The organism is Sphingobium sp. WR1 (assembly GCF_059693745.1).
Map to the genome: position 1 here is coordinate 1 of NZ_JCATID010000007.1, position 12,022 is coordinate 12,022.

At 60.4% G+C, this 12,022-nt stretch carries 11 protein-coding genes and 1 riboswitch; of the genes, 5 read left to right on the forward strand and 6 right to left on the reverse strand.

Features of this window, described 5'->3' with window-relative positions; translation table 11 throughout:
• Positions 1–695, reverse strand: a 695-nt coding sequence (locus tag AC58EF_RS10630; protein ID WP_497276140.1) for a transposase, incomplete at its 3' end; no start/stop codon positions are given.
• A gap of 636 nt (positions 696–1,331) precedes the next feature.
• Here AC58EF_RS10630 and AC58EF_RS10635 point away from each other — a divergent pair.
• From AC58EF_RS10635 to AC58EF_RS10645, 3 genes are all read left to right on the forward strand, one after another.
• Positions 1,332–1,889, forward strand: coding sequence for a tyrosine-type recombinase/integrase (locus AC58EF_RS10635; protein WP_497276141.1), 558 nt, complete (start codon positions 1,332–1,334; stop codon positions 1,887–1,889).
• A 269-nt stretch (positions 1,890–2,158) separates the two neighbouring features.
• Positions 2,159–2,407, forward strand: a riboswitch (cobalamin riboswitch).
• Between the two features lie 232 nt (positions 2,408–2,639).
• The gene (locus AC58EF_RS10640) at positions 2,640–4,745 is read left to right on the forward strand and encodes a TonB-dependent receptor (protein WP_497276142.1); all 2,106 of its coding nucleotides are present in this window, start codon (positions 2,640–2,642) and stop codon (positions 4,743–4,745) included.
• The gene (locus tag AC58EF_RS10645; protein ID WP_497276143.1) at positions 4,732–6,240 is read left to right on the forward strand and encodes a PepSY domain-containing protein; all 1,509 of its coding nucleotides are present in this window, start codon (positions 4,732–4,734) and stop codon (positions 6,238–6,240) included. Before AC58EF_RS10640 ends, AC58EF_RS10645 begins: the two co-directional genes overlap by 14 nt.
• Before the next feature lie 244 nt (positions 6,241–6,484).
• Here the strand turns inward: AC58EF_RS10645 and AC58EF_RS10650 are convergent, their stop codons facing one another.
• From AC58EF_RS10650 to AC58EF_RS10660, 3 genes are all read right to left on the reverse strand, one after another.
• Positions 6,485–6,790, reverse strand: coding sequence for a type II toxin-antitoxin system RelE/ParE family toxin (locus tag AC58EF_RS10650; protein ID WP_497276144.1), 306 nt, complete (start codon positions 6,788–6,790; stop codon positions 6,485–6,487).
• The gene (locus AC58EF_RS10655; RefSeq protein ID WP_497276145.1) at positions 6,787–7,035 is read right to left on the reverse strand and encodes a ribbon-helix-helix domain-containing protein; all 249 of its coding nucleotides are present in this window, start codon (positions 7,033–7,035) and stop codon (positions 6,787–6,789) included. Before AC58EF_RS10655 ends, AC58EF_RS10650 begins: the two co-directional genes overlap by 4 nt.
• A 169-nt stretch (positions 7,036–7,204) precedes the next feature.
• On the reverse strand, positions 7,205–8,071 hold the full coding sequence (locus AC58EF_RS10660; protein ID WP_497276371.1) for an oxygenase MpaB family protein: 867 nt from the start codon (positions 8,069–8,071) through the stop codon (positions 7,205–7,207).
• 344 nt (positions 8,072–8,415) lie between these two features.
• On the opposite strand from AC58EF_RS10660, the gene AC58EF_RS10665 reads away from it, so the two are divergent.
• Both AC58EF_RS10665 and AC58EF_RS10670 read left to right on the forward strand, forming a co-directional pair.
• Positions 8,416–9,528 carry a Fic family protein gene (locus tag AC58EF_RS10665; RefSeq protein ID WP_497276146.1) on the forward strand — a complete coding sequence of 371 codons (1,113 nt, stop codon included), beginning with the start codon at positions 8,416–8,418 and terminating at the stop codon, positions 9,526–9,528.
• A 248-nt stretch (positions 9,529–9,776) separates the two neighbouring features.
• Complete coding sequence (locus AC58EF_RS10670; protein WP_497276147.1) at positions 9,777–10,085, forward strand: hypothetical protein; 309 nt, start codon at positions 9,777–9,779, stop codon at positions 10,083–10,085.
• Here the strand turns inward: AC58EF_RS10670 and AC58EF_RS10675 are convergent.
• Complete coding sequence (locus AC58EF_RS10675; protein ID WP_497276148.1) at positions 10,055–10,612, reverse strand: SAM-dependent methyltransferase; 558 nt, start codon at positions 10,610–10,612, stop codon at positions 10,055–10,057. The two genes, AC58EF_RS10670 and AC58EF_RS10675, sit on opposite strands and share 31 nt — an antisense overlap.
• Positions 10,612–11,898, reverse strand: a complete 1,287-nt coding sequence (locus tag AC58EF_RS10680; protein ID WP_497276149.1) for an APC family permease — start codon at positions 11,896–11,898, stop codon at positions 10,612–10,614. The genes AC58EF_RS10675 and AC58EF_RS10680 overlap by 1 nt, the downstream gene beginning before the upstream one ends.
• Between the last annotated feature and the right edge of the window lie 124 nt (positions 11,899–12,022).

Here is a 12,022-nt window from a genome sequence, read left to right on the forward strand (position 1 = left end):
GGATCAGTGAGGGAAACCTGGTTGTCGGGAGCCGCCTCGACCTGAGCCGCCATGTCCTGCAGATACTGCATCTGGCGCCGTAATCCCGCGATCTTCTCCCGGATCTTGTCGGTTCGCGCTTCGGAGACGTCGCTATCCTCACGATCGGCCCGGTCCAGTGCCACCAGATAGCGGTCTATGCTGGCCTCCACCTGTTCGATCCGCTTGGCGGCCTTATGCGCAGTGAAGTTACGGTCCCGGTTGTTCACCGCTTTGAACTTGCTGCCGTCCACCGCAACCATGGCCCCGCCGAACAAGCCCATGCTACGGCACAGCATCACAAATTGCACGCAGACCGCGCGGATCGCGGTGCCGTTATCGCGCCGGAAGTTGGCGATGGTCTTGAAGTCAGGTGCCAGCCGACCAGTCAGCCACATCAGCTCGATATTGCGACCTGCTTCCCGTTCAAGCCGGCGGCTTGACTGGATCCGGTTGAGATAGCCGTACAGGTAGATCTTCAACATCGTCGCTGGATGATAGGCGGGCCGCCCCGTCGCCGCAGGTTCCGCCCCGACAAAACCAAGAGCCGTCAGATCCAGGGCATCGACGAAAGCCTCAACCACCCGCACCGGGTTATCCTCGGCGACATAATCATCGAGCGATGCAGGCAGAAAACTGTCCTGCCGCCGGTCTTCTCCTTCGACAAAACGGCCCATGCTAAAGCCCCCCGAAAACACCAGGAAACTCTATCACAAATAGGCGTTTTTACACAGCCTCGGTCGGAGCAAGCCCCATTCCCTTGGTTAAGCGATTGGGTCACGGATTGTGCGCGCTTCGGGCTTGCCGTTGGATCAGCATCTGTCAGAGCAATTGATGACCTAATACCAACCCCCCATGATGCTGACTGACGAGGGGGATTCCCAAAGCAACGAAACTCTGACTCTATGGCTGCTGNCGCATCGATGAAAGCCTCAACCACCCGCACCGGGTTATCCTCGCCGACATAATCATCGAGCGATGCAGGCAGAAAACTGTCCTGCCGCCGGTCTTCTCCTTCGACGAAACGGCCCATGCTAAAGCCCCCCGAAAACACCGGGAAACTCTATCACAAATAGGCGTTTTTACACAGCCTCGGCCGATAGCCGTCGAAAAAGCGGACCGTCGGCACCTGGGGATCGAAATCCGACCGCTGAGCGGCGACAAAGGGTCGACGACAGAGGTGATGTATAGGGAAGTTAGATGAGTTTATCGAAATTTGCTAACTTTTAGCTCCCTGTAGAGGACTCGCGATCTGATGCCTCCTGCTTGCTAAACGTTTCTCCCGCGGCCATCATGGCCAATGGAGATGTGTCATGGGATTATCAGAATTTGATCCCGCTGCACGCGAGCGAGTGTCGTGGAATTCGGGACGCAAAGTCGGCGCGAAGCGCGCATTAAAACCCCGCCAGATTTGGGCAATCCGCTTCTTCCTTGATCAGCATGGACGGATCCGCGACCGGGCGCTTTTCGACCTCGCCATCGACAGCAAACTTCGTGGTTGCGATCTGGTGAAGATCAAGATCGGCGACATCGTATGTGATCGGAAAATTAGGACGCAGGCCATCGTTGTTCAGCAAAAAGACCGGGCGGCCTGTCCAGTTCGAACTGATGGACGATGCTCGCGCCAGCCTGCTCCGCTGGCTCGAACTGCGCGGCGGCTCCCTCGAGATTATGCCTTCCCGAGCCGCACCGATCATTCGGCCCACATGAGTACCCGTCAATATGCTCGCTTGGTTGACGAGTGGGTCACGGGGATCGGCCTGCCGAGCGAGGATTATGGTACGCACTCCCTACGCATGACAAAGGGGTCGATCATCTACAAGGCGACGGGCAACCTCCGTGCGGTCCAGATCCTGCTTGGCCATACGTAAATTGAGAGCACGGTCAGATATTTCGGCGTTGATGTGGAGGACGCCCTGACTTTGGCAGAAGGCACAGAAATCTGAAATCGGCTGGCTCCTCGCATCTGCGCGGAGCAAGCACCCAAATCACATCTGCCGTGCGCCATTTCTCGCTGTCCGACTGCCATTTCTCTGCGCTTTACAGCGCACCTTTCCGTCCTTGGGCAGACGGAAGTCTCTTGCACTGGTGATGTGAGAAGCATAAACAGCCGCGTCAGCTCGGCGCCTTCAGGTGTCGAGAAGACAAAGATCGCGTCGGTTCCCCGGAACGGGGATTAAAATGGGAACGCGGTGAGGACGGTGTAAGCCGTCCAAATCCGAGGCTGTCCCTGCAACTGTAAGTGGCGAGCGCGATATACAGGCGCGGACGGCATTGTGACCGATCCGCCAGCCACTGGGCCGGACGCTAAATCATGCGAGGCCTGGGAAGGCCGTATATCAAGCGATGACCCATGAGCCAGGAGACCTGCCGGCGTCTGGTCGCTCTTGCCTTGGTCCAGGGGATGGCCGCGGCACGGTACTCCGTCTGAGCGACGAACGAGCGGCTGGGCCTGCGAATGCAGGAATCCGGGCAGTTACGCGCGCGCGCATGGCGTTGCCGTAACCGTTCGCGATTCCCGCAACCGTTCGACGCAACCGTTCGAAACTTGTCACTCGGCTCACCCGAACGACAGGTGAGCGCGAAGAAAACGGGGGATAGATATGCATTATCTGACGAATATGACTCTGGCTTTGATCGGCCTGTCTGCCATGGCGAATGTGCGTGCCGCCAGTGCGGAAGACGATGTCGAGAACAGGGACGTGATCATTGTTACCGGCACGGTCGACCCGCTGCGCCTGAACATGAAGACGGAAGGAGCGAGCCGCCTTGGCCTGACCGCGCTGGAAATGCCCGCCAGTGTCGAGACACTGGACGGCGACGCCATCCGGTTGCGCGGCGACCTGACCATTCAGGATGCGGCCGCACGCGCGACGGGCATCGTCAATACGTCCGGCGTGTTCGGCTTCGGCCTGTCGGCACGCGGCTTCACCGGCCAGAACTCGGTTATGACCCTCTATGACGGGATGCGGATGTACAACAATACGCTGACATTCCCGGCCGATCCGTGGATGGCGCAAAGCGTGGAGATACTGCGCGGCCCGGCCTCTGTTCTCTACGGCGAGGGCGCGATCGGCGGCGCGGTCAATGTCGTGCGCAAGCAGCCCTCTGAAGAGATGCAGGCCAGCGGCCGTTTCGGCGTTTCTTCCTACGACAGCTTCAACATCGGGGTAGGTGCGGGTGGCCCGGTAACGGGCGGCGTGGCCTTTCGCGCGGATGCCAGCTTCCGCCGGTCGGAGGGCTGGATGGAGCGGGGCGACGCGGACGCGGTGGCGCTGGCCGGAGCGATCCGCCTGAAGCCTGCCGCCAACCTCAGCATCACCCTGTCCCATGATTACAGCGAACAGAACCCGCGCACATGGTTCGGTGTGCCGCTGGTGAATGGGAAACTCGATCGATCAATCCGCAAGAACAACTATAATGTCGCCGATGCCCGGCTACGCTTCCGCGACAATTGGAGTCAGGCGAAGGTGGAATGGACACCATCGGACGCGCTGACCATCCGCAGTGTCTTCTACCATCTGTGGGCCAACAAATATTGGAAGAATGCCGAAAGTGTGACCTATGTGCCGGCGACTGGCAGCAGCCCTGCGCAGGTGCGTCAGTCCAGTTTCCTGGAACTCTACCATATCCAGAAGCAGACCGGGAACCGCACCACCGCTACGCTGAACCATGGCGTTGGCGGGCTGGAAAATACGCTGGTGGTCGGCTTCGACGTCAATCGCATCAGTTACAAGAATGTCAGCAATAGCGGCAATAATGCGACGCGACTGGTCGATGCGGTCGATCCCGATCCGGGGCTTTTCATCCATCAGCCCGGCGCGCCAACCAAGCCGCGCTATACCAATCGCATCCGCCAATATGCGATCTTTGCGGAAGACCGGCTGAAGTTGAGCGAGCAATTCTCGTTGGTCGGCGGCCTGCGCTACGACCGGCCAGAAATTACCAAGACGGACTATGTGAACGCGGCCAACAACTTCACCGCCACGCCCGATGCCGTGACCTGGCGCATTGGTGCGGTCTATAATCCTGTGCCGTCGCTCGCGCTCTATGGCCAATATGCGACGGCTGCCGATCCGGTCGGGGCATTGGTATCAACTAGCGTGGCGCAGAGCGATTTCGACCTGTCGACCGGGCGCCAATATGAGGCGGGGATCAAGCATATCTTCTGGGGATCGCGCGGCCAGTGGACGCTGGCCGTCTATGACATCGTCAAGCGTAAGTTGCTGACGTCCGACCCGTTGATTCCCACCATCCAGGTGCAGGTCGGCCAGCAAAGCTCGCGCGGGGTGGAAGCCTCGCTCTTTCTGGAGCCTGTCGATCGTCTCAGCATCACGCTGAACGGTGCGCTGGTGCGGGCGCGCTATGATGATTTTGCTGAATCAGTGGGCGGCGTCCTGTTCCAGCGGGCCGGCAATCGCCCCAGCAATGTCGCGGCAAAGACAGCCAACGCCTTCGTCAGCTGGGAATTTGCCGATAACTGGGTGCTGGACGGCGGCGTCAGCCATGTCGGCAAGCGCTATCAGGATGCGGCGAACAGCCGGGTCGTGCCGGCCTATACGCTGACTGACGCGGGGCTGCGCTGGCAGTTCGTCGAAGGGGCGAGCGCCGCGCTGCGCGTGCGCAACATCTTCAACGAGACTTATGCCCGCGCCACCTATGGCAGCAGCCAGTGGGTGCTGGGCGATCCGCGCACATTAGAGGCGACGCTCCATGTCGCTTTCTGATGTAGGGACCGTGGCGCGGCGGGGGCCATCGGCTCCCGCCGCCGCTACGCTATGGAAGACGACGAAGCGGTGGCTTTATGTCTTTCATCGCTGGACCGGCATTGCCCTCTGCCTGCTCTTTTCCATCTGGTTCGTTTCCGGGCTGGTGATGCTTTATGTCTCCTTCCCCTCCTTCCGCGCGACGGAGCGGGTTGCGACGGCAGCGCCGATCGACTGGCGACAAGTCCATGTGGGTCCGGACCGGGTGCTGGCGAGGCTTGGCGTAAGGGAAGCTCCAGACGAAATGCGGCTGGGGATGACAGGCGGAGAGGCGGTCTATCGCATCGTTACGGCGAAGAGGCGGCGTGCCGTGTCGGCCCGGACGGGAGCGGAAATCCGCACGGTCGATGCGCGCCGTGCCAAAGCGATCGCTGCGGCGCTGGTCGGTGCGCCAGCCGTGTCGGTGGATCCGGTTGATCATGACCAGTGGGTCGTCACTCGGGCCTACAAGGCCATGTCGCCCTTCTGGCGCGTGCGCACAGCCGATGCCGCCGCGTCTGACATCTATGTCAGCCAGCGAACCGGTGAGGTGGTACAAAATACGACTGCGCAGGAGCGGTTCTGGAACTGGCTCGGCGCGGTGCCGCATTGGATCTATTTCGAAGTTCTGCGCGTGTTTCAGGAGCCATGGCGCCAGACGGTGCTGTGGACGTCCGGCATCGGAATATTGGGGGCGCTGGCGGGCATGTGGATCGGTCTGCTGAGAGTTAGGCTGAGGGCGCGCTACAAGTCAGGATCGGTCAGCCCCTATCGCGGCTGGATGAAATGGCACCATATTGCCGGGATGGTCGGAGGACTGTTCCTCGTGACATGGATATTCAGCGGATGGCTGTCCATGAGTCCATGGGGCGGATTGCGTGACAAGGGACGGGAGGATGTGGCCCGCCTCTACGCCGGGGCGCGATCCGGCTTCGCGGCGACGGATATGCGCGCGCTAGCGCAGGTCGGCGCGGGCTCGCGTGAAGTGCGTTTTGGATGGCTGGGCGGGCAACCTGTCATAACGCTCTGGGGCGGAGAAGGTCCGAAGATAGTAGATGGTGCGATGGTGCGGCCAGTGGTGATGGAGGGTTCACGCATCATCGCTGCGGCGCGGGCCGCCATGCCGGGGGCGAAGCTGATCGGGGTGGAGAAACTGGAGCGGCCTGATCGTTACTGGTATTCGACCGGCGATCCGCGCGATTACAGCCGCCCGTTGCCTGTACTGCGGCTAAAGTTCGACGATCCAGAGCAAACCTGGCTTCATGTCGATCCTGCGACTGGTGCGATGCTGGGAAAGATGGGATCGGGAGGGCGCAGCAATCGTTGGCTGTTCAACGCGCTGCACAGCCTGGACTTTCCTTGGATGCTCGCGTGGCCGCCGCTACGCTACATCCTCATCTGGATCTTGTCCGGTGGGGGGCTGGCCATATCGATCAGCGGTGTGGTGATCGGTTTGCGGCGTTTACGGCGCAACTAGAGGGTTAGTCAGCGGGGAGGCGCCTCTATTCCAGCAGCAGCTATTTCAACACCTCGGCTCCAAACCAGACGGTTGCCTACCGGGCAGCCCCGGCCTGAAAATGAGTAAGCAGACCGACCGGACCTGGGAGCGAAAAATTTGGAGCTGAGCGTCCATAAAGGGTCGACGGCAGAAGCGGGAAACATACGCAAATTTCGAATATAGCGCCGCGGGGACATCCCGGCGGGGATGGCCGCTGTGCATTTTAGGAGCTTTGAAGAATCGGTGCCAGGTCGCGAAACGCGTTGATGACGCGCTGAACGGTGACGACCTTCCTGCCCACGTTATAGGCGATCAATATGCGGCGCTCAAATGTCAGCGTCCGCAGACCTGCGACCAGGTCATCGCGGGGGGAGCCGCGATTGGGGAAATCGGCCAACGCCGCAATGCGTTCTTCAATTCTGGCAAGATAGCCATCTGCCGTGGGAATATCGGCTTCCACGCTCACCCACTGGTGAAGTGCAATCAAATCCTCGATCGCCAATGCCGACAGCTGAACATCATAAGTCATCTCTTGGCGATCGAAGCCCTAACCTGCGCAAATGCCTTGTCGAGCGGCATAGGGGGGCGTGGATCAGCTAGAGCTTCCGCAACGCGGACGCGCACCAGTTCATCCAATACCGCCTCTTCGCGATCCAGCGCGCGCAAACCCGCCCGCATCACTTCGCTCATAGAAGCATATCGGCCAGACGCCAGATGGCGCTCGGCGTGCGATGACATTTCGCCAAGCGTTACCGTAATTGCCTTCGCAGCCATTCCTGCCTCCGTTCCAATATGATTTTATCATATCGTATCTGTGGTGCAAAAGCTAGTGGCTGGTCAGCGGCACTGCGCCAGAAATGAGCGCCGAGAACGGGAAAGCTGACCGGCCGCAGCTGGGACCGAAAAATCAGCAGTTGAATGTCGTGACAGGGGCGGTTTCAGATTATTTGGAACGCCGATCACGCTTGAAGGCCCAGCGCAGACTGCTGGCAACCATGGCGGTGGATAGCCTGATGGCGGGACGGCTCAGGTGGTGGCTGGGCAGGGCGTGCAGGGTTCTTGCCCAGTCGGGCAAGAGATCGACGGCCGCTTCCATGGTGACCTTCTGGACCGGAATAGCGGCAGGCGTGGGCGCCTTCTGGCGAAGAACCAGTCGGGCGACCTCACGAGTGCGTGCGTCGGCCTGCAACTCCGGACGCAGGCGTTCGACCAGCGCTTCCGTTTCTGCCCTGCTTTCGGGGACAGGATCGGCACCCAACCTGCGCGCGATGTCTGCGAACTGGGCGAAATAGAGATCCTGATCCGCCTGGCTCATGCCGGGTTCGCCATAGCGGATCCATGCTTTTAGGAAGCATAGCGCCTCTGTCACATGAACCCAGGCGAGCAGATGCGGGTCATTGGCGCAGTAAGGCGTGCCGTCCGCCAGCGTGCCGGTTACGCGGTCGTGCACTTGCCTGACCCGTTCAATGGCCGTGAGCGCATCGGCTCGGTCGGCATAGGTGGTGACGGCAATGAAGCGCGCCGTGCGCCTGAGCCTGCCCAGCATGTCGCCGCGGAAGGTCGAATGATCCCATATCCCAGCCAGTGCGGTGGGGTGGAGCATCTGGAGCAGCAGGGCCGATACGCCGCCGACCATCATCGTGGTGACATCGCCGTGGACGCGCCAGATCACGGAATCCTCTGGAAACAGCGCGTGGGCGGAACGGACCACGGGTTGCTCGCCGCGAGCCCGGTCGTTGAAGACGGCCCTAACACGACTGACAAGCAGGCTTTGTAAGGGCCGCGTAGCGAAAGATGGAACGAGAGCCATGGCAAGGTGAACTCGGGGAGAAAGGGAAAGGGTCCAATCAGATGGGGCGGTTGTGTAGGCCGTGAGCTGGTTGCCCACCTATGTCCTCGTCCGCAGGAGCGATACGGGATAGCGCTTTGGTCCGCGCCAGATCTTCGGGCAGGGCGATGTCCGAGGCAAGGCCCCGATTGAGCTCAAAGCGCGATTTTTCGTCGATTGGTCGCCGGAAGACACAATAGCAGCCACACCTTGGTATGCAAGCCTGTTGCGGAGGTTAGGCCCCTTAATCTCCGCAATGATGGCGGAGATTAAATCTTGCCTTGCAGAGAAAATACGCCATATTCTCCGTAAAAGGTGCGGAGAATATGGCGAAATATATCTATCAGCAAGCTGCCTGGCCGCAATTCCAATGGGATCAGGCTGACCTCGCCGAGCAACTTGCCGCGGTCAGCCGTCATCAAGGGCGATTGATCGGCCGAATGGAGCAGTTAGGGCTTACGCTCCGCGCCGAAGCCGTGCTGGAAACACTTACGGAAGAAGTCACAAAGTCCAGCGACATCGAGGGTGAGACGCTCGATCGCGAACAGGTGCGCTCATCGCTGGCGCGTAGGCTCGGCATGGATATCGCTGGCCTGAAGACCCCGGATCGCAATGTCGAAGGCGTGGTCGAGATGATGCTCGACGCGACCCAAAACTTCGAGAATCCGCTCACATCGGAACGTCTGTTCAGCTGGCATGCTGCCCTGTTCCCGACAGGCCGCAGCGGCATGAGTCGAATTGTCGTCGGTGCCTGGCGCACTGAAGAGTCGGGTCCGATGCAGGTCATCTCCGGCCCTTACGGGAAGGAGAAGGTGCATTATGAAGCGCCGGCCTTCGACCGACTCGAGGACGAGATGGCAGCCTTTCTCGATTGGTTCGAAAAGGGTCCGACGATCGATCCGGTGCTAAAGGCGGCGGTCGCACATCTCTGGTTCGTCACGATTCATCCTTTCGATGACGGAAATGGCCGCATCGCGCGTGCGATCGCTGACATGGCACTCGCGCGCTCCGAGAACAGTCCGCAACGCTTCTACAGCATGTCGGCCCAGATCCGGGCTGAGCGCAAAGCCTACTACGATATCCTGGAGGCGACCCAGAAGGGCGACATGGATCTTACCGGCTGGCTGCGCTGGTTCCTGGCGTGCTTGGACAATGCATTCGACGGCGCGGAAGTCGTGCTGGAAAACGTCATTCGCAAAGCGCGTTTCTGGGAAACGCTGGCCGGCGAAAAGCTCAACGATCGCCAACAGGCGATGCTCAATCGTTTGCTCGATGGGTTCGAGGGGAAGCTGACATCGTCCAAATGGGCGATCATCACGAAAACTTCGCAGGACACGGCTTCACGCGACATCAATGATCTGATCGGTCGCGGGATCCTTCGCAAGGATGACGCCGGCGGCCGAAGCACCAGCTATTCCCTGGTCGATATCGGAGAATGATGCGCGGACCGCCGATTGTCGAAGCGCGACGCTCGCCCAGTCCAACCCAAAGCGCCCAAGATATTACCGTAGCCGGTCAGCATCGTTCGACGAGCTACGCATACCCGACCGCGATATCACTGGCCATGTCCTCAAGCTGTTGAACTTTCGCGTCCTTGAAGGAATGCTGCGGGCTACCGAGCTTGGGGTTTGTATGGTGAGCCGGATTTGATCAGTCCGGTGATATCCGCATATTCGCCTGAGCTGCCGTGGGCGGGTGCGAGCGAGGGGCTGATTGCGAAAAAGGAAAGATCCCTGGACACCCCGCCGAACGTGCCGACTTCGCAACCACGCCGCGCTATGATGAGACACGCGGCTGGCTGGAGCGGTTGGGTCCTGCCTCCCCGCTGATCTCGGTGGAAATTTTCGGCCGCACCGGCGAGGGCCGCGACCTGCTCATGGTGCGCGCGGGCAAAGACGGTTCGGGCAAGCCTGTTGCGAAGCGAAATGGTTTTCGATCTCTTGCGATCAGGCACCCTGCGATTGGTCATTTCCTTGGCGGCACGGTCCAGAAGTAGATCGTGCTTCCGTCTACATGCTGTTCCATCTCCGGCTTCCAGTCGCCCATTCTGAAGGCATGGCTGACGATGCGGGTTCCTGGTTTCAGCTGGGAGAGAAGTCTAGGCCGAAGTTTCTCGTTCAAATTATCGAGAAGATAAAGCGTCACCACGGAGGCCTCGCTGACGTCGGCCGCAAACAAGTCCTCGTTGCGGAAACTGACCAGCTGGGCGACTCCCGCCTTGCCGGCATTGGCCTTGGCTTCCGCGATACGTTCCGGGTCGATGTCTATGCCCACAGACCGGACTCCATAGCGGCGCGCGGCCGTGATTGGGATGCGCCCATCGCCCGAACCCAAATCATATAGGACATCGCCCTTCTTCACCCGCGCCATTTGCAGCATTGCGTCCACCACCGGCTGGGGCGTCGGCACATAGTGCACATCGGGATTTCTGAGGGTCGGCGCGACCGCGGTGGACTGCCCCAGGCACATGGTTCCCATGGGTAAAGCTATCGCCAGGAGAAGCGAAGTTCGGATAGCGCGCATCAGTTCATCTCCTCTGATTTTGCAGGTTTGAGAAACAGCAAGAGCGCTCCGCCCAACGCCACCACGCCAAGCCCGATCAACGCACCTGTACCGGTATAGGCAAGGCTCGAACAGAGCAGGTAGGCGCAGGTAAGGCAGAAAATGGCCGGAAGAAGCGGGTAGAGCGGAACGCGGAACGGCCGGTCAAGGTCGGGCAGGCGCCACCGAAGCACGAACAGCGAGATGCCGACGAGCAGAAAAAAGAACCAGAAAACCGGGGCGGAATATTCGACCACCGCCTGGAACCCGTCGCGGGCCAGGGAGCCTGCAAGCACAAGCAGAAGCGCAATCGCGCCTTGCACGATCAGCGCGTTGGCCGGTGTTCCCCGTCCGCCGTTCCAAATGCCAAGCCAGCGCAGGGCAGGATAGTTGCGGCCGAGCGCATAGGTTGTGCGAGCGCCCGTGATCGCGGTGGCATTGGCCGACGTCAGCGCGGCTATTGCGATCAGGACGCTGATTAATGCTGCCCCTTCAGCTCCGAACGCCCGTTCCATCACGTCCGCGGCGACCGCTTCCGTTTCGGCCATTCCGGGGAGAGCAAGCGCACGAAGATATGCAAGGTTCACGAGAAGATACAGGATCGTCACTGTCGCCAGGCTCAGGATCATGGCCCAGCCGATCAGCCTTCTGCTGTTTCGCAATTCGGCCGAGACATAGACGGCCTCGTTCCAGCCCCCGAATGTCAGCAGCACGAACACCATCATGAGGCCGAACGACATCTCGCCAACGGGTGAGCCGGACGCTTCTGCCGCAGGCGCGAACAGCAAGCCCGCCGCCGCGACCAGCAGCAGGCCAAGCACTTCCACGATGGTGAGCCAGTTCTGCGTGCGCGATCCGAAATGGATGCCCGCCCAGTTGAGTGTCGTTATGAGGAGGACGACCAGGACAGCGTAGATGGTGCTGGAAGCCGGCCCGAGCCTCAGGATCTCGCTTGCATAGTCGCCAAAGATGAAAGCCAGGAGTGCGATCGACCCCGTCTGGATAACTGCTAACCGTGCCCAGCCGTAGAGAAATCCCACTCTCTGCCCGAAAGCGCGCGTCAGAAAATGATAGTCTCCGCCCGCGTTCGGCTCGGCGGATGCCAACTCCGCATAGCAAAGCGCTCCGATCATGGAAAGCAGCCCGCCCACTGCCCAGGCAAGCAAGAGCATCTCGCCGCTTCCTGCTGCGCCTGCGACCAGCGCGGGCGTGCGAAAAATGCCCGCGCCTATGACAATGCCGACGGTGATCGCGACCACCTCGCGCATGTCTAGGCTTGGCCGCGGTCCGCTGAAATCACCGCGCTCGCCGTCACTCTGACAGGTGTCATGAGGATGTGCGCCCGAAAGCTGGCCAATGTCGTGAGTCGAGGTCAAAACTTCGCCCACAGCC